The organism is Serpens gallinarum, from assembly GCF_014836765.1.
GTDB classification, from domain to species: Bacteria; Pseudomonadota; Gammaproteobacteria; order Pseudomonadales; family Pseudomonadaceae; genus Serpens; species Serpens gallinarum.
This window is the reverse complement of sequence record NZ_JACSQG010000001.1, coordinates 620195-642371: the sequence shown is the minus strand read 5'-3', so window position 1 is coordinate 642371 and position 22177 is coordinate 620195. Positions and strand designations below refer to the sequence as shown.

Annotated in this window: 19 protein-coding genes; 8 read left to right on the top strand and 11 right to left on the bottom strand. The window is 61.3% G+C overall.

The annotated features are described in order from the left end of the window. Positions 1-6: 6 nt before the first annotated feature. Entirely contained in the window at positions 7-723 is a 717-nt protein-coding gene (locus H9642_RS02980; RefSeq protein ID WP_251834913.1) for an LrgB family protein, read from the bottom strand. Next, entirely contained in the window at positions 720-1082 is a 363-nt protein-coding gene (locus H9642_RS02975) for a CidA/LrgA family protein (RefSeq protein ID WP_251834912.1), read from the bottom strand. The genes H9642_RS02980 and H9642_RS02975 overlap by 4 nt, the downstream gene beginning before the upstream one ends. Before the next feature lie 137 nt (positions 1083-1219). On the opposite strand from H9642_RS02975, the gene H9642_RS02970 reads away from it, so the two are divergent. Beyond that, positions 1220-2821: a C13 family peptidase gene (locus H9642_RS02970; RefSeq protein WP_251834911.1), complete on the top strand. Its 1602-nt coding sequence runs from the start codon at positions 1220-1222 to the stop codon at positions 2819-2821. A gap of 31 nt (positions 2822-2852) precedes the next feature. Further along, complete coding sequence (locus H9642_RS02965) at positions 2853-3491, top strand: oxidoreductase (protein ID WP_251834910.1); 639 nt, start codon at positions 2853-2855, stop codon at positions 3489-3491. A 7-nt stretch (positions 3492-3498) separates the two neighbouring features. On the opposite strand, the gene H9642_RS02960 is transcribed toward H9642_RS02965, so the two are convergent. After that, entirely contained in the window at positions 3499-4503 is a 1005-nt protein-coding gene (locus tag H9642_RS02960; RefSeq protein ID WP_251834909.1) for a DUF481 domain-containing protein, read from the bottom strand. A 140-nt stretch (positions 4504-4643) separates the two neighbouring features. Here H9642_RS02960 and H9642_RS02955 point away from each other — a divergent pair, with 140 nt between their 5' ends. Beyond that, on the top strand, positions 4644-5009 hold the full coding sequence (locus H9642_RS02955; protein ID WP_433962657.1) for an MGMT family protein: 366 nt from the start codon (positions 4644-4646) through the stop codon (positions 5007-5009). A 35-nt stretch (positions 5010-5044) separates the two neighbouring features. Then, on the top strand, positions 5045-6580 hold the full coding sequence (locus H9642_RS02950; RefSeq protein WP_251834907.1) for an AmpG family muropeptide MFS transporter: 1536 nt from the start codon (positions 5045-5047) through the stop codon (positions 6578-6580). A gap of 74 nt (positions 6581-6654) precedes the next feature. On the opposite strand, the gene H9642_RS02945 is transcribed toward H9642_RS02950, so the two are convergent. Then, positions 6655-7134 carry a YajQ family cyclic di-GMP-binding protein gene (locus tag H9642_RS02945; RefSeq protein WP_251834906.1) on the bottom strand — a complete coding sequence of 160 codons (480 nt, stop codon included), beginning with the start codon at positions 7132-7134 and terminating at the stop codon, positions 6655-6657. Positions 7135-7259: 125 nt separating this feature from the next. Between H9642_RS02945 and H9642_RS02940 the strand changes: the two genes are divergently transcribed. From H9642_RS02940 to H9642_RS02925, 4 genes are all read left to right on the top strand, one after another. Next, positions 7260-8222 carry a response regulator gene (locus H9642_RS02940; protein ID WP_251834905.1) on the top strand — a complete coding sequence of 321 codons (963 nt, stop codon included), beginning with the start codon at positions 7260-7262 and terminating at the stop codon, positions 8220-8222. Positions 8223-8300: 78 nt separating this feature from the next. Continuing rightward, positions 8301-9212: a putative 2-dehydropantoate 2-reductase gene (locus tag H9642_RS02935; RefSeq protein ID WP_251834904.1), complete on the top strand. Its 912-nt coding sequence runs from the start codon at positions 8301-8303 to the stop codon at positions 9210-9212. A gap of 47 nt (positions 9213-9259) precedes the next feature. Further along, positions 9260-11272, top strand: a complete 2013-nt coding sequence (locus H9642_RS02930; RefSeq protein WP_251834903.1) for a HAMP domain-containing sensor histidine kinase — start codon at positions 9260-9262, stop codon at positions 11270-11272. Positions 11273-11278: 6 nt separating this feature from the next. Beyond that, entirely contained in the window at positions 11279-11857 is a 579-nt protein-coding gene (locus H9642_RS02925; RefSeq protein WP_251834902.1) for a cob(I)yrinic acid a,c-diamide adenosyltransferase, read from the top strand. A 110-nt stretch (positions 11858-11967) separates the two neighbouring features. On the opposite strand, the gene H9642_RS02920 is transcribed toward H9642_RS02925, so the two are convergent. From H9642_RS02920 to secA, 7 genes are all read right to left on the bottom strand, one after another. After that, complete coding sequence (locus tag H9642_RS02920) at positions 11968-14001, bottom strand: LTA synthase family protein (RefSeq protein WP_251835356.1); 2034 nt, start codon at positions 13999-14001, stop codon at positions 11968-11970. A 149-nt stretch (positions 14002-14150) separates the two neighbouring features. After that, on the bottom strand, positions 14151-14747 hold the full coding sequence (locus tag H9642_RS02915) for a hypothetical protein (protein WP_251834901.1): 597 nt from the start codon (positions 14745-14747) through the stop codon (positions 14151-14153). Continuing rightward, positions 14747-16042, bottom strand: a complete 1296-nt coding sequence (locus H9642_RS02910) for a sialidase family protein (protein ID WP_251834900.1) — start codon at positions 16040-16042, stop codon at positions 14747-14749. Before H9642_RS02910 ends, H9642_RS02915 begins: the two co-directional genes overlap by 1 nt. A gap of 327 nt (positions 16043-16369) precedes the next feature. Continuing rightward, on the bottom strand, positions 16370-17314 hold the full coding sequence (locus tag H9642_RS02905; RefSeq protein WP_251834899.1) for a Nudix family hydrolase: 945 nt from the start codon (positions 17312-17314) through the stop codon (positions 16370-16372). Then, complete coding sequence (locus H9642_RS02900) at positions 17311-17949, bottom strand: glutathione S-transferase family protein (RefSeq protein WP_251834898.1); 639 nt, start codon at positions 17947-17949, stop codon at positions 17311-17313. The genes H9642_RS02905 and H9642_RS02900 overlap by 4 nt, the downstream gene beginning before the upstream one ends. A 112-nt stretch (positions 17950-18061) precedes the next feature. After that, the gene (gene argJ, locus H9642_RS02895) at positions 18062-19279 is read right to left on the bottom strand and encodes a bifunctional glutamate N-acetyltransferase/amino-acid acetyltransferase ArgJ (RefSeq protein ID WP_251834897.1); all 1218 of its coding nucleotides are present in this window, start codon (positions 19277-19279) and stop codon (positions 18062-18064) included. Positions 19280-19394: 115 nt separating this feature from the next. Next, complete coding sequence (gene secA / locus H9642_RS02890; RefSeq protein ID WP_251834896.1) at positions 19395-22151, bottom strand: preprotein translocase subunit SecA; 2757 nt, start codon at positions 22149-22151, stop codon at positions 19395-19397. Between the last annotated feature and the right edge of the window lie 26 nt (positions 22152-22177).

The following is a 22177-nucleotide window of genomic DNA, read 5'->3' as shown; positions in this document are numbered from 1 at the left end:
GTCTCCTCAAGCAATCAGCGCCACCACCAGCGGCAGGATCACCGCGGTGGTCACGCCCATCAGGCTCATCGCCAACGCGGCGAACGCGCCGCTTTCCGTACTGTCCTGCAGGGCCCGCGAAGTACCCACGGCGTGCGCGGTCAAGCCAAGCGCCATCCCTTGTGCCGCCGGGTGGGTAACACGCAGCCTGCGCAATATGCTCGGACCACTAATCGCGCCGAGCACGCCGGTGATCATCACGAACACGGCGGCCAGGGCCGCCACGCCGCCGATCTGCTCGGCCACCAGCATGGCAATCGGCGAGGTGACCGATTTGGGCGCCAGGGTCATCAGCATCAACGGTTCGGCGCCCAGCAGCCAGGCCACCAGCACTCCCGTCAGGGTAGCGAATACGCCCGCAATCGACAGGGTCAGCACGATCGGCCAGAACAGCTGGCGAATCCGCCGCATATTGAGAAACAGCGGCACCGCCAGCGCGACCGTGGCCGGCCCCAGCAATAGAGTCAGCGGCAACACGCTGTCGCGATACTCGTCATAGGCCAGCCCGCAGGCCAGCAACACGCCGATGACGACCACCATGGAAAAAAGCACCGGTTGAAACAGCACCGAGCGGGTCCGCTCATAGCCGGCCAGCGCCAACTGATAAACGGCCAGGGTAATGCCCAGACCGAACAGCGGATGGTGGATGACGGCCTGCCAGGCAGCGTGGTAATCGAGGCTCATGGGTCAGTGCTCCGGCGGGCTTGGCGGTCGATGAGTCTTTGCATCAGCCAACCCGTGAAGCCCAGGGAAACCACCAGCGACAGCACCAGCGCACCGACTATCGCCCACAGGTCGGCGGCAATGGCATCGACATAAACCATCACCCCCACCGCTGGCGGAATCAGCAGTAACGGCAGGTAATTCAGCAGCGTCATCGAGGCGCTGTTCAGCGACTCACTGATTTCACCGCGCCAGATGAGCGCAATGAACAGTAACAACAGGCCGATGATCGGCCCTGGCAGGATGGGGAGAAACAACACATTGAGCGCCGTCCCGAGCAATTGAAACAGGATTAGCCAGGTCAAGCCACGTAACAACATCAATTACCTCCGACGGGGGGACAACCCGGCATTATATGCCTCCCGCCAGGCACGTGTGCGCTCTCACCGGTCTGCTCTGGCCGCCCCACTTTGCGGCATACTGCACTCCGCCTCACTCGGTTAATGGAACTGCGACCATGCGCGTACCGTTGTGCTTTGCTCTTGCCTCGCTGCTGGTCGCCTGTGGCGACAGCGCGCCGACGACTTCCTCCACGGCGTTGCTGCCCGATGGCGGGCGATATCGCGGTGCGCTGGTCGATGGGCGCTTGCAGGGCCAGGGCCGCCTCGATTACGCCAACGGCAGCTTTTATGAGGGTGAATTCAAAGACGGCCTGTTTCACGGTGCTGGAACCTGGCAAGGCGTAAGCGGCGATCGTTATGTCGGCAATTTCCACCAAGGCCAGTTCCATGGCATGGGAGAGTTGACCTACAGCAACGGCAGCCTGTACCAGGGTGAATTTGCTCATGGGCGCCTGCAAGGTAGCGGCGTGCTCGAATTGGCCGATGCTCATTACCGCGGTGAGTTTCTCAACGACCGCTACCACGGTCTCGGTAATTTGGAGTGGGCAGACGGCAGCCATTACCAGGGTTATTTCAGCGACGGCGAAATGAGCGGCACGGGTGTGTTGGTGGATGCTGAGGGCAATCGTTACAGCGGTGTCTTCGAGCACGGCCTATTGGAGGGCGAAGGACAGTTCCAGGGCATCGACGGCACGCTGTATATCGGTGCCTTCGTCGAGGAGCGTTTCCAGGGCGATGGCGTCTTCAGCAATGGCGAGGGCGAGACCTGGAGCGGCCAGTTTCGCGACGGTGCACTCAGCGGTCCAGGTGAGTATCGTGGCGCCGACGGCAGTCATTTTCTGGGCGAATTCCACCGCTGGCGTTACCAGGGCCCCGGCACCCTGACCCGCCCCGACGGCAGTCAACTGAGCGGCATCTGGCAAGAGGGCGTACGTGTTCTGGATGACGCAGGCCAGCGACTGAGCGACCCGATGGAACTGGCACTGCTCGAACAGGGCCGGTTATTTGATAACGCCCTTGCCAGCCTGCCCGCGTCCACCCCAGCCGTTGAGTTGTACAGCCTGACCCTGGCCGGCGACGGCAAGCAAAGCGTGTTCATGCGCGAGGCCGACTATGTCTCCACGCTGTTGCGCGAACGCTTCGCGGCCCATGGGCAAATTGTGCTGACCAATCATCGTGACCATCTGGCCGACCGCCCCTTGGCCACCCGCGAAAATCTCAAGCGCGCCCTGGAAACGATTGCACAGCGCAGCGGCCCGGAAGACCTGCTGTTCCTCTACCTGACCAGCCACGGCTCCCCGGACCACGCATTGCACCTGGATATGCCGCGCCTGCAATTGCTCGACCTGCCGGCCAGCGAATTGGCGTCCCTGCTGCGGCCGTTGGCCGACCGACACAAGGTGGTGGTGATTTCCGCCTGTTATTCCGGCGGTTTCATTGCGCCGCTCAAGGACGACAAGACCCTGGTGATGACCGCCGCCCGCGCCGACCGGGTATCGTTTGGTTGTTCTGAAGAAAATGACTTCACCTATTTCGGCCGCGCCCTGTTTTCCGAAGCGCTGCAGCAGACCGATGACCTGGCCCTGGCGTTCGAGCAGGCCCGAAAAAGCGTTGCCGCACGCGAGCTCGCAGACGGCTTCGAGCCTTCGCACCCCCAACTGTGGGCGCCACCCGCGGTACTGACACACTGGCAGCACTATCGACACGGCGGCCACTAATCGCCCACCTTGAAATCCCAAGGAGATACGCATGGACACGCCACGCCACATTCTGTTGGCCGGAGCCACCGGACTCACAGGCGAACACCTGCTCGACCGGTTGCTCGACGAACCTACTGTGGAGCGTGTGCTGGCGCCGAGCCGCCGCGCCTTGGCGGAACACTCGCGCCTGGACAATCCGGTCGGTGAATTGAGCGAACTGCTGCCGCAGCTGACTGGGCCCATCGACACCGCGTTCTGCTGCCTGGGCACGACGATCAAGAAGGCCGGCACGCAGAGTGGTTTTCGCGCCGTCGATCTCGATTTGGTGGTCGCCTTTGCCCAGCGCGCCCGCGAATTGGGTGCACGTCATTTGCTGGTGGTCAGCGCCCTGGGCGCCGATCCGCAGGCGACTGTGTTTTACAACCGTATCAAGGGTGAAATGGAAGAGGCCCTCAGGGCCCAGGCGTGGCCGCAGCTCACCCTGGCCCGACCGTCGCTGCTGCTTGGCGAGCGCAGTGACTTTCGCCTGGGCGAGCGGCTCGCCGCGCCGTTTGCACAATTGCTGCCTGGCAAATGGCGCGGCATCGAAGCAAACCGCCTGGCCCATGCCCTGTGGCGCCTGGCCCTGGAGGATGGGCAGGGGGTGCGTGTGGTGGAGTCTGATGAACTGCGCCGGTTAGGGCGCTAGTGCCGGCTTACCAGCCTACGCCAAAGCCGAGCAGATACCGGGTCTCGTCCAGCTGTTTGTTTTCAGCACCCTTGATCAGATCCCGCTCGGCGCGCATGTTCAGCCAAGCCCAGTCGGTGACCTTGTAACGGACCCCGGCTTCGCCATCCAGCGAGTAATCGGCAACGTTATTCAGCGGCTTGCCGACCTCTCCCTTGCTGTACAGCTCGAAGCGTTTGCCCAGCAGGTAGCGGTTGTAATTCCAGTACAGGCTCACCGCATGGAAACGGTCCTCGCCGTGGACATAGGTGTAGTCGCTGCGGTTGGCCAGTGAGGCCAGGGAAAAACTGCCCAGTTCGTTGTCCCAGAACTGGTAACCGGGACCGCTACCCAGGGAACGCTGGCGGCGCAGATCCTGGATATTGTCGCGTTTGTAGTCGAAGCGACCCTGCCAGAACCACTTGTCATCAATGAAGTGGTCGAGGGCGTAACCCAGCTGGTAGTTGTCCTCAGTCTCGACGTCATTACTTAATTCACGGTTGTACTTGCCCGTGGTGTTGTGACGCCAGCGGCCATGGCGAGATTTAGTGTCGAGGCTGACATGATGATCCTCGGTCTCGCTGTCGGCGTCTTTATAATTCAATGCCACATCAAGCGTCCCGCTCCAACTGAGGTCAGTGAGCAAAGGTTTTGGCTTGACGATTTGCCGGACACTGCTGAGCTCCACTGTCCGCGGCTGGCTGCCATTGACCAGGGTGACATAGCCATCCTCAGCGGGATCGAGGGACTTAGCTATTTCGCCGTAATATTCATCCTGCTTGACCAATAGCGGCCGCGTACTTTCCAGGGTGGCGATAGACGACCAGTCCACGGCGAGCTCACCGCCAAAACTGGTGTAAATAACCAGCTTGCTGCCATCAAAGGCCTTGATAGTGCCGGTCAGCCGGTCGCCATTCTTCAGCCAGAGGGTATCAGCGCTGGCCGGGACAAGAGTAAATAGCAACAAAGAACACAACAGGGAACGGGACAACATGAATACTTCCAACCGTCGACTGGCGAAACAAAGCCGAGCATTATCCGTGAATAAGCCGCTCGGGGAGAAGCGGACCGATGAACGTACCCATAAGTTCATAAATCGGAGCTAATCCACGCGCTCTATTATTTTTTCTTCCCATGGCCCCGCAGGTTGCTATGCCCAGCTTTGATCCTCTGAACAGTCCCCAGGCCCGACGCGAAGCGGTGTACCTGGTGCTCGCACAGGTGCCGTACGGCAAGGTGGTGGGCTATGGCCAACTGGCGCATCTGGCAGGGCTGGGGCGCGCCGCGCGCTGGGTGGGTCGTACGCTTTCTCAGCTACCGGATGACAGCCGCCTGCCCTGGCATCGGGTACTCTCGGCCAGCGGGCGTCTCAGCCTGCCAGCCGCAACGCCGGCGGGTGCCGAGCAGCGGGCTCGGCTGCGTACCGAAGGTCTGATTCTGGCTGGCGATCGAGTCGATATGCAGCGTTACGGCTGGCATCCAACGGATATCTACGGTTAGAGTGCAGAACTTTGTCTGTTCCTGTTCGGACCTCCATGCCCAAACGCTCCTGGCGCGACGCCCTTAACGCCTATGCCAGCCCAGCCACACTGGCCCTGCTTTTGCTCGGTTTTGCTGCCGGGTTGCCGTACATGCTGGTGTTCGCCACCCTGTCGGTGTGGCTGCGTGAAGCCGGCGTCTCGCTGCAAACCATCGGTTTTGCCAGCCTGATCGGCCTGGCCTATGCCTTCAAATGGGTGTGGGCGCCCATGCTCGATCAATGGCGCCTGCCCGTGCTCGGCCGCCTTGGCCGACGGCGTTCCTGGCTAATTCTGTCGCAACTGCTGGTTACCCTCGGGCTGGTCGGCATGGCGTTCTTCGACCCCCAGCACCAGTTGCCCTGGCTGATCGCCCTGGCCGTGCTGGTGGCGTTCGCCTCGGCCACCCAGGACATCGCCGTGGATGCCTACCGCCTGGAAATCGCCGATGGCAGCCGTCAGGCTGCGCTGGCCGCCAGCTACATGGCGGGTTATCGCGTCGCCGCCCTGCTCGCCACGGCCGGTGCTCTGTATTTCGCCAGCTGGTTTGGCTCCACCGGCGGCGACTATCAGTTCAGCGCCTGGAGCAGCACGTACCTGCTGTTTGCGCTATTGATGCTGCCGGGCCTGATCACCAGCATCTGGATGCGCGAACCTCCGCTGACTCCGCAAGTGCAGCAGACTACCGAGCGTTACGGGTTTAGGCGCCAGTTGCTGTCCGTAATGGTGCTGATCGTGCTGCTGGTGTCCGTGCCGGCCCTGTTCACCCAGCTCTACAACACGGGCTTCCAAACCCTGCTTGGCGACAACCCGAGCGAGCTGATCACCGAAGACCGCGCCTTCCTGCGCGCCCTGCTCTACGGCATTCTCACCGCCCTGTGCCTGTCTACCCTGGGTCGCCGCAGCCTAGCGCCGGTGCTGACCCCGGTGAACGACTTCATCACCCGCTATCGCTGGCAGGCGTTGCTGATGCTCGGCCTGATCGCCACCTACCGGCTCTCCGACACGGTAATGGGCGTGATGGCCAACGTCTTCTACATTGACTTGGGCTTCACCAAGGACGAGATCGCCAGTGTCAGCAAGCTGTTCGGCCTGATCATGACTCTGCTGGGCGCCGGAGCCGGCGGCCTGTTGATCGTGCGTTTCGGCATCATGCCGATTCTATTCATCGGCGGAGTGGCCGCTGCGGTCACCAACCTGATGTTCGCCGTGCTGAGCAGCCTGGGAGCCAACCTGCAAATGCTGGTGGTGACCATCAGCTGCGACAACTTCAGCGGCGGCCTGGCCACCGCGGCCTTCGTCGCCTACCTGTCGAGCCTGACCAACCTGAAATTCTCGGCCACGCAATACGCTCTGCTCAGCTCAATCATGCTGCTGTTGCCACGGCTGATTGGCGGCTACTCCGGAGCGCTGGTGGAAATGCTCGGTTACAAGGAATTCTTCGTGCTGACCGCCCTGCTCGGCATCCCCACATTGGTTTTGATCGGCCTGCAGTGGGGGCGCGAGCGCCAACAGCCCTCCGAGGACGCGCTTAGCGAATCCCGCACACCCTGATGTAACCCGCCCCAAAAAAACAAAGGCCAGCCCCTTACGGAGCTGGCCTTTGAAATTTCAACCGCGCAGCAGGATCAATCGCGGAAGTTGTTGTACTGCAGCGGCATGCCGAACTCTTTGGCACGCAGGGCGGCGATGGCCTCCTGCAGATCGTCACGCTTCTTGCCGGTAATGCGTACCTGCTCGCCTTGAATGGCGGCCTGCACCTTGAGCTTGAGCTCCTTGATGTGGGCGACGATCTGCTTGGCCAACTCTTTGTCGATGCCCTCGCGGAACTTCACTTCCTGCTTCATCACCTTGCCTGACGCGTAGGGCTCTTCGGTGTCCATGCACTGGCAGTCGATCTTGCGCTTGACCAGGCTGCTGCGCACGATGTCGAGCATCTGCTCGAGCATGAACTCGGCTTCGGCGGTCAACGTCAGTGCCTTGTCCTTGCTTTCGATGCTGCATTTGCCTTTGAGATCGAAGCGACGATCGAGCTCTTTGATAGCGTTGTCCACAGCGTTGGTCAGTTCATGTTTGTCCAGCTCGGACACTACGTCGAACGATGGCATGAGAATCCTCCAAAAGTTGGCGCGACCGGCTTCACGGAACGGAGCGCACCCAGCTTGACGGTTGAGAAGAGGCAGTCATTATACGCACCCGGTGCCTTGCCACGCCCCTTTTCAGAGCCCTGCCCATGCCCAATCCCCAGCTCAGCATTCTGGTGGTGGATGACGCCAAGTTCTCCAGTGCCATGATCGGCCGCACCCTGTCCCAGGCCGGTTACCAGGACGTGCGCTTTGCCAGCAGTGCCGAGCAGGCGCTGCAGCAGATCGAGGAACGCCCGACCGGTGTGCTGCTCGCCGATTGGCTGATGCCGGACATTGACGGCCTGGAATTGACTGCCCGGGTACGCCAGCTCGACGAGATGTCCGATCACTACACCTACATCATGCTGCTCACCGGCAAGGAAGGCGATAACGCCCTGGGCGAAGCCTTCGACCACGGTGTCGATGATTTCATCAGCAAGACTCAGCTCAGTGAGCAACTGGTGCCGCGCATTTATGCCGGCGACCGGCTGTGCAATACCCTTCACCGCCTGTTGCAGGAGAACCGCCTGCTGACCCAGAGCATTGCCTGCCTGGAACAACGCAACCTGGTGGACCCGCTGACCGGGCTGGGCAATCTTCGCTACCTGCGCCAGAAGCTCGCCGACAGCCTGCGTCAGATCGACTCGCGCGGCGGCGCGCTGTGCTATGTGCTGATTGGCCTGCCCAAACTGCTGGAGCTGCGCACGCGTCATGGCGATGCTTTCCACCAGGAGTTGCTGTCGGGCATCGCCCGACGTCTGCAATTGCTGGTTCGTCCTCTGGACGTCCTGGTGCGCCTGGACGATCAGCACTTCGCCTTGATCGCCCTGCTCAGCGAGCTGAACGAATGCCGTGCCAACAGCTTTACCCGTCTGGCCAAAGGTTTCAGCCAGCAACCATTCAAGACACGCGAAGGCCTCGTGGAACTCAACGCCGTGATCAGCCTCGTCGGACTGGACGCCGAGGCGCTGCCGCAAACCCCCGAAGACCTGATGACACAGGCTGCGCAACATTTACCTCAGGCCCATGCCGGCGGGCGCATCGCGGTGCAGCGTCTGACCGCTCGCTGATACGCGTCATTTCCCCTGACGCCCTGACGCGCTATCGTCGCCCCTTCTCGCATCACTTTGCATGAAAGGCACTACTTGATGACTTGGCACATTCTGGGCGCCGGCAGCCTGGGCACCCTCTGGGCAACCCGTCTGGCCCGCGCCGGCTTCCCCGTCACCCTGCTGCTGCGCAATGCCCAGCGGCTGGCTGCCTATGAGGCCGTCGGCGGCCTGACGCTGGTCGAAGCAGGACACAGCCAGCACATTGCATTGCCGGCACAAAGCCTCGAGGCTTGCGAGCCAATCAGCCGCCTGCTGCTGGCCTGCAAGGCTTATGACGCCCTTTCCGCTATCCAGGCCGTGGCGCCGCGCCTGGCGGCAGGTGCCGAGCTGATCCTGCTGCAAAATGGTCTGGGCAGCCAAGACGCGGTCGCCGCCCATGTTCCCCACGCTCGCTGCATTCGGGCTTCGAGCACCGAGGGCGCCTACCGCGACGGTGATTTTCGCGTGGTGTTCGCCGGACAAGGCCAAACCTGGCTCGGCGACCCCGATAACCCCACTCCACCGGCCTGGCTGAGTGAGCTGGCCAGCGCCGGCATTCCCCATCAGTGGACCCACGACATCCAGGCGCGCCTGTGGCGCAAGCTTGCGCTGAATTGTGCAATCAATCCGCTCACCGTCCTGCTCGACTGCCGTAACGGCGAGCTGGCCGAGCATGGCGCCGAGGTCAAAGCGTTGTGCGCTGAATTGGACCTGCTGCTACGCACTCAGGGTCATGCCGAGGCTGCTGTGGGCCTGCACGAGGAAGTGCTCAAGGTCATTCAGGCCACCGCCGCCAATTACTCCTCGATGCATCAGGACGTTGCTGGGGGGCGCCGTACGGAAATCGCCTATTTGCTCGGCTATGCCTGCACCGCGGCGCGGCGCCTGGGCTTGGTGCTGCCCTACCTGAACGACCTGCAGCACCGCCTGCTCGGCCATCTGCGCGCTCGCGGATTGCCCACCGCCTGAAGCCCGGCTACCCTGCCGGAACCTTCAAGCCATTCTGCGAAGTTCCCATGTCCCTGCGTCGGCGCCTGGACAATCTCCCGGTCGGGCAGAAACTGCTCGTCGCCTTGCTGGTGTTGCTCAGCGCGGTGTTGCTTGCGGCCAACCTGACCTTCATCAGCGCCGCCTACTGGATTTCCCAGCAGAGCGTTACGCCTCAAGCGATGCAGGCTCTTGGCCAACTGATCGCCAGTCCCGCGCTGAGCCGCCAGGCACTGAGCTCGCCCGCTCATGCCCACGCCCTGCTGGAGCGGTTGCAACCTTATGAACCCTTGCGGGCGGCGGCGCTGTATGACCCGCAAGGCCGTAACCTGGCACAGCTTCAGCGAGGCGAGCAGCTTGATCTGCCCGCACATCTGGAGCGCCTGGAGCTGTGGCGGCTGACCGAATTTCGCACCAACCTATTGATCGAGTTGCCGCAAGCCGAGGGGCCGCCGGGCCATCTGCTGCTGGTCGCCTCCAGCGAACTGCCGGGCGCGTTCTATACCGGCACGCTGAGTGCCAGCCTGGCAATCCTGCTGCTCAGCATCCTGCTCTGGCTGGTGGTGGTGCGCGAAATTCGCCGCCTGGTGACCGAGCCTATCCGGCGCCTGGAGGAATTGACACGTCAGGTCACCCGCGAGGAGAACTATGCCTTACGTGCCGCGCCCGGCAACCAGGATGAAATCGGCAGCCTGGCCGAGGCGTTCAACACCATGCTGTCGCGCATGCAGTCTCGCGAGCAGCAACTCAAGCGGGCGCGCGACGAAGCGCAGAATGCCTTCGACCATGCCAGCTCACTGACCGAGGAAACCCGGCACTCCAACCGTCAGCTAGAGCTCGAGGTGCAGGTACGCGGCAAGATCGAAAAACAGCTCACCGGCTTTCAAAATTACCTGAACAGCATCATCGACTCGATGCCTTCGGCCCTTATCGCCCTTGATGACCAGCTGTATGTCACCCAGTGGAATCACGAAGCCAGCCAACTGTCTGGCACCGACCTGGAGCAGGCCTTGAACCAGCCGGTGCTGCTGGCCTTCCCGCTGCTCAAGCCGTTTCTCGCCCAGTTGCGCGAGACGGCGGAACGGCGCAAGGTCGAACGCATCGAACGGGTTTCCCTGCCGCGCCATGGCGAGCTACGCCACTACACGCTGACCTTTTACCCGCTGAGCGGCAAGGTCGGGCGCGGCGTGGTGATCCGTATCGACGACATCACCGAGCGGCTGGCCTTGGAAGACGCCATGGTGCAGTCGGAAAAAATGCTCTCGGTGGGCAGCCTGGCGGCCGGCATGGCCCATGAAATCAATAACCCGCTGGGCGCCATCCTGCACAACGTGCAGAACATTCGCCGACGCCTGTCGCCCGACCTGGAGAAGAACCGCCAACAGGCACTGGAAAGCGGAGTCAGCCTGGAGCGCATCAGTCATTACCTGAGCGCTCGGGAAATTCCACACCTGCTCGATGGCATACAGAGCGCAGGCACACGTGCGGCGCGCATCGTCTCCCACATGCTCAACTTCAGCCGGCGCAGTGACCGCGTGTTGGCGCCCTGCAATCTCGCCCAGTTGATCGATCAGGCAGTGGAAATCGCCGGCAATGATTTCGATCTCAGTGAGGGATTCGACTTCAAATCGCTGCTCATCCAGCGAAAATTCGACCCACAGCTGGAGACGGTGCCCTGCATCGCCAATGAACTGGAACAGGTGCTGCTCAACCTGTTGAAAAACGCCGCCCAGGCTATCCACCATCGCGAAGGCGGGCCGCCGGGACAAATCACCCTGCGTACCCGGTACACTCCACCCTGGGCGGAAATTCAGGTGACAGACAATGGCGTGGGCATGCATGAGGCCGTGCGCAAGCGTATCTTCGAGCCTTTCTTCACCACCAAGGAAGTAGGTCAGGGCACAGGGCTCGGCCTGTCAGTTTCGTACTTCATCATTACCAACAACCACAAAGGCCAGATGGAAGTGAGTTCCAAACCGGGTCAGGGCACGACATTCACACTGCGCCTGCCACTGGCCGAACCTCTCAGTTCAGGACTTTAAACCCCCATGGGATACCGTTTATCCAAGATTTACACCCGTACCGGCGACAGCGGCGAGACCGGCCTGGCCGATGGCCGCCGGGTTGGCAAGGATCATCCGCGCGTCGAGGCGATGGGCGAGGTTGATACCCTCAACTGCCAGCTCGGCCTACTGCTCGCCGATCTGGCAAAACAACAGGCTCGCTGGCCTGGCCTTGCCGAAGTGAGCGACGTGCTGCTTCCCTGCCAACATCGCCTGTTTGACCTGGGCGGAGAGCTGGCGATGCCGGAGTACCAGGCCGTGGATGAGCGTGAAATTGCCCGCCTGGAAGACGTCATAGACCGCTGGAATGACGAAGTCGGCCCGCTCAAGGAATTCATCCTGCCCGGTGGCTCGCGGCTGATCGCACAGGCCCACCTGTGCCGCAGCGTCGCGCGCACAGCCGAACGGCGCTGCCAGCACCTCAACGCCAGCGAAACGCTGCGCCCGGTGCTGCTCGCGTATCTGAACCGCATGTCTGACCTGTTATTCGTCGCCGCACGCGTGATTGCTCTTCGCCAGCAGGTCGCCGAGGTGCTGTGGAAGGCTGCGGCCAAGCCTGAATAACAGGCATAAAAAAAAAGCGTTGCGGGCAAGCGCAACGCTTTTCGATAGACAGGGACCCTTGCGCAGCCCGTCAGCCTCGCCTGCGCGAGGCATGGGTTAGGCAGCTGCCGTCAGCGTACGTTCTGATACATCATTAAGCGCGCTGCTTCATGCAAGCCGTGGGTCAGTTCCAACAGCCGCTGGAACTCTTCTGGATGCTCGTCGGCGACATTATCCAGAGGCATTTGCGAGGCGAGATCGTGCATGGTCGGCTTACTGCCGTCATGGTTCATCTGCACCAGGAAATCCTTGGTGACCCCGCCAATGATTGGGAAGGTGCCTTCGAGCAACACCAGGGGCACCACCCGCTCGCCTTCTGGGGCGGGCTGCTGGATATCACGGCCCAGAGTGCCGTTCTGGAACTCGAAGCCCAGCAGGCCGGCAACGGTCGGCAGTAGGTCAGCCAGGCCGACAGCTTCGTCAAACGTCTTGGGTTGCAGCCATTTCGGCCCGTGAATCAACAACGGTACATGGTTGCTTTCCAGCCCCAGTTTTTCGAAGGCTGGCGGCATGTGCGGCAACTGGGTGATGCGCGTGTTGTGGTCGCCGAACATGACAAAGATGGTGTCGTCGTACCAGCCCCCGGCCTTGGCGATTTCCATCAGTCGACCAATGTTGAAGTCGAGCAGCCGCACGGCTTCATATTGAGCCTTGGTGACCGAACCGTACTCACGAACCTCGTCTTGAGTGAGTTCGCTGACCTGGAAGCCGTCATTGTTCTTGGGAATGGTAAAAGGACGATGGTTGCCGGCTGTCTGGATATAAGCGAAGAACGGCGTGTCGTCGGCAACCGCCTGCAAGATCGTGTCGCTCTCCTTGAACAGGTCGAGGTCGGAAATTCCCCAGACATCCACCAGCGGCGATTGCCAATGGCGCTCTTCATACAGCTGCACATCGTCAATGCTTTGACGAACCAGGGCATTCATGTTGGCCCAACCGGAGTTGCCACCGATCAGGTAAAACTTCTCGTAGCCTTTCAACGCATTGATCAGGGTGTGCTGATTGGTGATCAACGGGTTGCGCGTGGCGGTTTGCTCGCGGGACACATCGGGAATCCCGGTAATGCTCGCCCACACGGTTTTGGCCGTGCCGGTCACCGGCACGTAGAAATGTTCGAAGAACCAACTCTCCTTGGCCAGGCGGTCGATGTTCGGCGTCGGGTTCAGGGGATTGCCGTAAGCACCGACCGCACTGGTACCCAAGGATTCGAGCATGACGAAGACCACATTCGGTCGACGCTCAGCCTGCAATTGATAAGGCTGCGGTGCCTGCGTACGCTGGAAATTCAGCGCTTGGGCATCCGGCTCCTGCACACCCAGGTAGTGACTGATGGCCGGGTAGTACTGGCGCACCACGTCTTCCTCATAAGGCGTGCGGGATACGCGGGAGGTGTCATACAGGAACAGAACGGGGTTCAGGCCCAGGGCGGACACCTGGTTGTCGCCGGAGAAGAATGCATCGCTCCAGCGCAGCGGCACCGGGTTTTCCAGGTTCACACCCGAGATACGCCCGAGCAACGCGAAAAACAGTACCAGCACCATCACGACGCTGCCCCAGACCAGCGACCACCTCTTCAGGCGCTTGGCGGGGCGATCCAGGGTGATGCGTTCCAGACGCACCAGGGCGAACCAGGCCAGTACACTGGTCAGCAGCCAGCCCAGGGTGATCCACACGACCGGATAAGTCTGCCAGACCATGTCGGTGGAAATCTGCGCATCCTCCAGGAAGCGGAACACCGTGGCATTGATGCGCACACCCAAGTAGGCGTAGTGGCCAAAGTCGATGATGTAGATCATCAGCAGCGCGGCCAGCGCCAAGGCCAGATAAGCACGAGCGACCCAGCGCAGCGCCGTTACGCGGGTCAGGTTCCAGCGGGGCAGCCAGGCCAGGACGGCAACCGGCAGCAACACCAGGATCGCCAGGCGCAGGTCGAAACGCAGGCCGATGCCTAGGGTTTCGGGTACGGCTTCAACACCGCTCAGGGCGCTGCTGTCGAGCCCGGAAAAGCCAAAGAAGAACATTAACCGCAACGCGGCGAACAGCGCGAACAGCAGCGCGACTGCGCCGACTACATAGTGCAAACGGCGCGATTGCAGCCAATCCATCATTCCACCTCTTATTCCAGGCACGCCGCCGGCAGCTCGTGGCTCGCTAACAATGCTGGTTATGTACGTTCCAAAGCCGGAGGGGCCTTTCCACAAATGACAATGCGGTCCTGCGCAAAAACGCAGAACCGCAGCTTTGCTCGGGTGATTCAGTCCGCCAGGACGTTGGCGCGTCGCGGCAAGCACAGCCGGACAGCGCCGACAAACAGCGCACCCCAGCAGTACATCGCGACAAACGGATCGAGCAGGTAATCCCAATAGTTATCCGACGAGATCAGCTCCAGGCTAAAGCCCAGCGTGGCCAGCGCGAGCATTGCCACCGCCAGCCCGTTGCGCCAGTACAGCATCAGCAGGGCCAGCGCTCCAATCACCACAATCATTGCGCGCGGATTGTACCCGAGGCGATACGGATCGAAAGGTGTCATTCCCAATGTGGCGGGATAAAGCACTAACCCCATCACCCCAAACAGCACGATGAGCTGCCAGCGCTGCGGGCTGGCCAGGCGTTCGACACAGCCCAAGCGCACCAGGGTGACCCAACCCAATCCCAGCAGGGTAACGATCGACACATCATGGGCAAGCGTGCGCAGGTAAATGGCCAGTGGCAGATCGTCCACCGGCACATAGCTGATCAGCAGCAGACCGGCCAGTACAATGCATTGAGTGCGCAACGACAATTTACCCGTGGGCAGCAGCAGGAACGCCACCAGGGCAAAACTGAGATGGATATGCCATAAATCAAGCATTACAGACGTTCCTCAAGCCAAGCATCGTTGAAACTGACGTGTTTGATGAAAGTGTTATTCCACGAATAGACCACGTGATAAAACCCGTTCGATCCGCGAATGAAATAGGGGTATTCGTATTCGAAATCGCACTCGCCACGCTTGCAGTTGCGCTGATCGATATTGGACATGAAGGCCGGCAGCAGGCCCTGGCGGCGCTCACCACTGGAGCGCATGAACTCTTCACTGATCAGGTTGCGGTACTCCGCCTCGGCAAAGGGATTACCCTGCGGGTCTGGCGACTGATCCAGCTCGACGACCGGACGCCATTGGCTCATGTCTGCATCAGTGCCATACAGACTCAGACGGAACCGACCATTGCTCAGGTCGTTCAGGGCCACCAGCAGACCATGGCCTGACGTGCCCACCGCCGCCAAGGAGGAGTTCGGGTTTTGCGGCTGCAGCGCCTGCGGCTCGCTCCACGTGCGACCGCCATCCTCGGTGCGGCTGGCCAGTACGTGACGTTCTCCCTTGCCCGCATAGCGCAACATCGCCACCGCGCGTTGCTCATCCAGCGGCACCACGGTCGGCTGCAAATTATCCGTGCCGTGACTGATGCGGAATTTGTCGATCACCTGGCCATCGCGATCCAGGTACAGGTATTCGGAAAACTTGCCAAGAAATTCATGATAGACCGGCAGACCGATCGAGCCATCGGCATGCACCACCGGCGCGCTGCGCACCAGCGTGCTGATGTTCAGGAAGGGTGAGGTAACCAGTTGGCGCGGCGTCGACCAGTTGGTGCCCAGGTCGTCCGAGTAAGTGGCGTTGATCGCGCTGCCAGCCCAGCCGCCCAGCGATACCGAGACATAAAACAGCCACAGGCGATTGTCAGGCGTCATGACAATGACGGGGTTGCCCAGTTTGCGGATGTATTTCTGGATTCCATCACGGGTCGATTCACGGGTAGCCAGGACCATTTCCTCGCCCCACTCCCCGGTCTGCGCATCGTAGCGCGCCCCTCGAATCTGCACGTCGGCGGCGCCTTCGCGAGTGCCGGCAAACCAGACCGACATCAAACCACCGTCAGGCAGTGCGGCGACAGCTGAGGAATGCACGAAATCATCCAGGTCCGATGATGCGAAACGGCTGGTGTAGACCGGTACCTGAGCTGAATCAGCGGGAAGTGCTACCTGCGCAACCGCAAAACCTGCCAGCTCGACGCCGGGCTTGTCGAACCAGGCAAATGCGAACACACCGATCAGACCGAGAATGCTCAGGCTCGTCACAAGCCGCTTGGATTGGATAAATTGCATGATGAATCCACGATTAGCCAACTACAGAACCCACACGCACAGCAGGAGGGCTCACTTAGCGCCTGGTCATGCACTGGTGGGCAGACCGGCAGGATGCACACGTGCATCACGAACAAAGCCATAAAATTGGCATTGCTTCGCTATCAACGTCTGCAGGACGCCTCATACAATATTTGGGCCAGCTTTGTTCAGAGCACCTGCTTGTTGTCAAGGCAGGCTCTGCAGGCACCCGTTTCCCCATAAGAAAGAACCGCCAAGCGACGCTGGGCAATGCTGAAGTTTCACGATGAGTTGCGCGGCGGAACTGAGAGGGGGTCAGCCTACCCGCTAGCCCTGGGGCCAAAGCCCTCGGATCGCAGCGATGCCCTGCGCCCCACATTCCCTGGCTCGCATCACACCGTCCGGCGCCAGCCCGCCGAGAAAAAACACCGGTCGCGTGCAGCCCTGGGTCAGCTCTCGAGCATGTTCCCAGCCCAATGGCGCAGCCTCGGGATGAGTCTCGGTAGGCAGCACGGGAGACAGCGTGACGAAGTCCACGCCCATCTGCTCGGCCATGACCAGTTCTTCAGCGTTGTGACAGGACGCCGCTAGCCAGCGCTCCGGTGGGAAGGGCCGTCCATGCTCAACGTAGCGGCGTAGCTGCTGGCTGCTCAGGTGCCAGCCTGCGGATGGAAAATCCCCCAACCATTCCAGCGGTCCCTTGAGCATCAGTTGTGCACGCCCGGCGCACAGCCCAACCGCATCCACGGCCAAGTCCCGGTACTGCGCATCAAACATGGCCGGTGCGCGCAGTTGAATCAGCCGTACACCACGCTCCAGCGCCCGTTTCAGCCCCGTGAGCAATTCCTGCGCCGACAGGCCCTCCGGCGTGATCAGGTAATGCTCCGGCAACCGCGCGGCGGCAACGATGGGCGCATTGGCTGCGGGAAACTCGTACTCCGACAGTTGCCGGGCCGCCGCCCAGGCCAGCGGCTGACCTTCGGCACCATGGGGCTGGCCGTCAAAAGCCGTGACCTCCCAGACATCCAGCAGGACGTGCTTGTCTGGATAATCGTGGGGAATCTGAATCAGCGGTTGTGCCGCGCGCACGACAATCCCCAGCTCCTCATGCAGCTCGCGGGCCAGCGCCTCGAAGACAGGCTCGCCCTCTTCCACCTTGCCGCCCGGAAACTCCCACAAGCCACCCTGATGCTTGTCATCCGGGCGCCGGGCGAGCAGCACGCGGCCGTCGCCGCCACGAATCACCGCCGCGGCCACATGTACACGTTTCATTCCAAGGTCTCCGTTTCCTGCAGGGCCGCCCGGTACCAGCGCTGGAAAGCCGGCCACTGATAAATAATCGCCACATAGTCCGCCGCTACGGGGGGCAGCGCGACTGCGTAGCTGTGAAAGCGCGCGGCCACGGGGGCAAAAAACGCATCGGCAATGCTTGGATGGCCGAAGAGAAAGGGGCCGTCGGCACCAAACCGTTGCCGGCAACTCAGCCACAAGGCGCACATGCGTTCGATATCAACCCGGGCGTCGCTGGGCAGATCAGTCAGCTCGACCTGGCGCTTGAGGTCCATAGGCAGATGGGTACGCAGCGCCACGAAGCCACTGTGCATTTCCGCGCACATCGAACGCGCCAGAGCACGGCCATACTCGCCGCGCGGCCACAAATGGGCCTCGGGAAATCGCTCGGCCAGGTATTCGGCAATCGCTAGAGAGTCCCACACCGGGCCCAGTTCGGTAAGCAGCACGGGGACCTTGCCGCTGGGCGAGAACTCCCGCAGCCGCGCCTGGGTTTCAGGCTGGCCGAGGACAATGCGCCGTTCCTGGTACCGCACGCCGGTCAGCGCCAAGACCAGCGCGGCCCGCAGCGACCAGGAGGAGTAGTTCTTGTTGCCGATTATCAGAGTCAGGGACATAACAGCCTCCGCAAGCTGCCAGGTATTGCAAGGTGGATGGGTGACGGAGCCGTCCAACAGGTTCCGTAACGCGCCTACCCACCCGGCGAACGTGCAGCCTGCGGCCAGCCGATCAGGTGCGGTATTCCGCGTTGATCTTCACGTATTCATGGGACAGGTCGGTCGTCCAGATGGTCTCACTGCACGCGCCACGGCCCAACTCGATCCGAATGGTGATTTCGGCTTGTGCCATGACTGCTGCGCCCTGCTCCTCAGTGTAGGTCGAGGCGCGACCGCCTTGACTGGCGATGCAGACCTCGCCGAGGTAGACATCAATCTTGCCCACGTCCAGCTGGGGCACACCGGCGCGGCCGACAGCCGCGAGAATGCGTCCCCAGTTGGGGTCGGACGCGAACAGCGCGGTCTTGATCAGGGGCGAATGGGCCACGGCGTAGCCGACATCCAGGCATTCCTGATGGGTGCCACCGCCGTTGACCTGCACGGTGACGAATTTGGTCGCGCCTTCGCCGTCACGCACGATGGACTGGGCGACTTCCATGAACACCTCAAACACCGCTTGCTTGAGCTTGGCGAACAGCTCGCCGCTGGCCGCGGTGATTTCCGGCAGGTTAGCCTTGCCAGTGGCGATCAGCATGCAGCAATCGTTGGTCGAGGTGTCGCCATCAATGGTGATGCGGTTGAAGGATTTGTTCGCCGCATCGCGCACCAGATCCTGCAGCACATCACGGGCAACCTTGGCGTCGGTGGCGATGTAACCGAGCATGGTGGCCATGTTCGGCCGGATCATCCCGGCACCCTTGGAAATGCCGGTGACGGTGACGGTCACGCCGTCATGCTGGAACTGGCGGCTGGCACCCTTGGGCAGGGTGTCGGTGGTCATGATGCCCTCAGCAGCCTGGGCCCAATGATCCTCGGCCAGATCGGCCAGGGCCGCGGGCAGCGCAGCTTCGATTTTCTCTACCGGCAGCGGCTCACCGATCACGCCCGTGGAATAAGGCAGCACGGCGCTGGCGGCCACACCAGTCAGCTCCGCCAGCTTGGCGCAGGTGCGCTCGGCGGCGCGCAGGCCCGGCTCGCCGGTTCCCGCATTGGCGTTGCCGGTATTGGTCAGCAGATAACGCACCTCACCCTGGGCACGCTGCTTGGCGAGTATCACTGGCGCGGCGCAGAAGGCATTCAAGGTGAACACCCCGGCTACGCGCGAACCTTCCGCACAGCGCATCACTACCACGTCCTTGCGTCCGACGCGCTTGATGCCAGCAGAGGCGATGCCGAGTTCAAAACCGGGAACCGGATGCAGGGTGGGCAGAGGGCCAAGACCAACAGCCATGGAAGCGCTCCTAAATCAGAAAGTGAAAGTCGCCGTAACGGCGTTGCAGTGTAAGGAAAAACGCCGCGAGCGGAAGATCCGGTCGCGGCGCTGATCAGCAATGAACGGGGTGGCGTTAGCTAACCTGCCCGTGGCAGTGCTTGTACTTCTTACCGGAACCACAGGGGCATGGCTCGTTCCGGCCGATCTTCGGCTCGGTCCGCACGGTTGTCACGGCAGGCGCCTGAGCTGGGACCGGTTCCGGTCGCTCGGGTTCCAGTCCCGGGGCAGCGGCATGCTCAAACTGCATGCGCTGGGCCAGCGCTTCGGCTTCGCGACGCAGACGCGCCTCTTCCTCGGCCGGGTCTTCGCGGCGCACCTGAACGTGCGACAGAACACGAATGGTGTCGCGGCGAATGGTGTCCAGCAGTTCCTGGAACAGGTTGAAGGACTCGCGCTTGTATTCCTGCTTGGGGTTCTTTTGCGCATAACCGCGCAAGTGAATCCCGTGACGCAAGTGGTCCATGGTGGACAGGTGATCCTTCCATAGATCGTCGACCACACGCAGCAGGATCTGCTTCTCGAAGGTGCGCATCGTCTCGGCACCAGCCAGTTCTTCCTTCTGCGCATAAGCGGCCAACAGCGCCTCGCGGATCCTCTCACGCAGCGTGTCTTCGTAGAGCTTGTCGTCTTCGTCGAGCCACTCCTGCAACGGCAGATCCAAGGCGAAGTCGCTTTTCAGAGTGGATTCCAGACCCTTGATATTCCATTGTTCGGGCAGCGATTGCGGCGGCATGTGCTGGTTAATGGCACTGTCCAGCACCTCATCGCGGAATTCACTGATGGTGTCCCCCACATCGGCGGCGGCCAGCAGGCTGTTGCGCATGTGGTAGATCACTTTGCGCTGCTCGTTGGCTACGTCATCGAATTCCAGCAATTGCTTACGAATATCGAAGTTCCGGCCCTCGACCTTGCGCTGGGCCTTTTCAATGGCGTTGGTGACCATGCGATGCTCAATGGCCTCACCGGACTGCATGCCCAGCGCCTTCATGAAGTTCTTCACGCGGTCGGAGGCGAAGATGCGCATCAGGCTGTCTTCCAGCGACAGGTAGAAACGGCTGGAACCTGGGTCACCCTGGCGTCCGGAACGACCACGCAGCTGATTGTCGATGCGCCGCGATTCGTGTCGCTCGCACGCAATCACATGCAAACCGCCGGATTCGATCACCTGCTGGTGGCGCTTCTGCCAGTCAGCCTTGATCTGCGCAATCTGTTCTGCGGTCGGCGGTACTTGGCTGGCTAGCTCTAGCGCGGCGACTTCAACTTCCCAGTTGCCGCCCAGCACGATGTCGGTACCCCGGCCGGCCATGTTGGTCGCAATGGTCAGGCCACCCGGCCGGCCCGCCTGGGCGACGATCTCGGCTTCTTTTTCGTGGAACTTGGCGTTAAGCACGTTGTGCTGAATGCCGGCCTGATTGAGCAGCTGAGAGACGTACTCGGAGCTTTCGATCGAGGCCGTACCCACCAGCACCGGGCGGCCCTGAGCCTGGCATTCCTGGATGTCGGCGATGATGGCCTGGAATTTCTCTTCCTGGGTGAGATAGACCAGGTCATTGAAGTCCTTGCGCGCCACTGGTTTGTTGGTGGGGATCACCACCACTTCCAGGCCATAGATCTGCTGGAACTCGAACGCTTCGGTATCGGCCGTGCCGGTCATGCCGGCCAGCTTCTTGTAGAGGCGGAAGTAATTCTGGAAGGTAGTCGAGGCCAGGGTCTGGCTCTCCGCCTGAATCGGCAGACCTTCTTTTGCCTCGATGGCCTGATGCAGACCCTCGGATAGGCGACGCCCTGGCATGGTACGACCGGTGTGTTCGTCGATCAGCAGGACCTGATCGTTCTGCACGATGTATTCGACGTTGCGATTGAACAGCTTGTGAGCGCGCAGGCCGGAATAGACATGGGTCAGCAGCGACAGGTTATGCGCCGAATAGAGGCTTTCCCCTTCGCCCAGCAAGCCGACCTGGCTGAGCAGTTCTTCGACAAACTGATGGCCAGCTTCATTGAGTTCGACCTGGCGGGTCTTCTCGTCGATGCTGTAGTGACCTTCCTGGATAACTCGCGTTTCCTGCCCTTCGACTTCCTCGACCTGGCGTTTGAGACGCGGGATCAGCTGGTTGATCTGCTGATACAGCTTGGAACTGTCCTCGGCCTGGCCGGAGATGATCAACGGAGTACGCGCCTCGTCGATCAGAATAGAGTCGACTTCGTCGATCACGGCGAAATTCAGTTCGCGCTGGAATTTTTCTTCCAGGCTAAACGCCATGTTGTCGCGCAGGTAGTCGAAACCGAATTCGTTGTTGGTGCCGTAAGTAATATCGGCGGCATATGCAGCGCGCTTTTCTTCCGGCGGCAGGAAGGGAGTGACGATTCCCACGCTCAGGCCGAGGAATTCATACAGCGGACGCATCCAGTTGGCATCGCGGCGGGCTAGGTAATCGTTGACCGTAACCACATGCACGCCTTTGCCTTCCAGTGCATTGAGGTACACCGCCAGGGTGCCGACCAGGGTCTTGCCCTCGCCGGTGCGCATTTCGGCAATCTTGCCATCGTGCAGCGTCATGCCGCCAATCAGCTGGACATCGAAGTGGCGCATACCCATGACCCGCTTGCCCGCCTCGCGTGCCACGGCGAAGGCTTCGGGTAACAACTGATCAAGGGTTTCGCCTTTGCCGAGCCGGGCTCGAAACTCTAGGGTCTTGTCCCGCAATTGCTCATCAGACAGTGCCAGCATCTGCTCTTCGAGCGCATTGACGGCCTGCACCGTCTTGAGCATGCGTTTGACTTCCCGTTCGTTCTTGCTTCCAAAGAGTTTTCTCAACAAAGGCGCAAACATATCGACTAGTTCTTCCACACATAGGA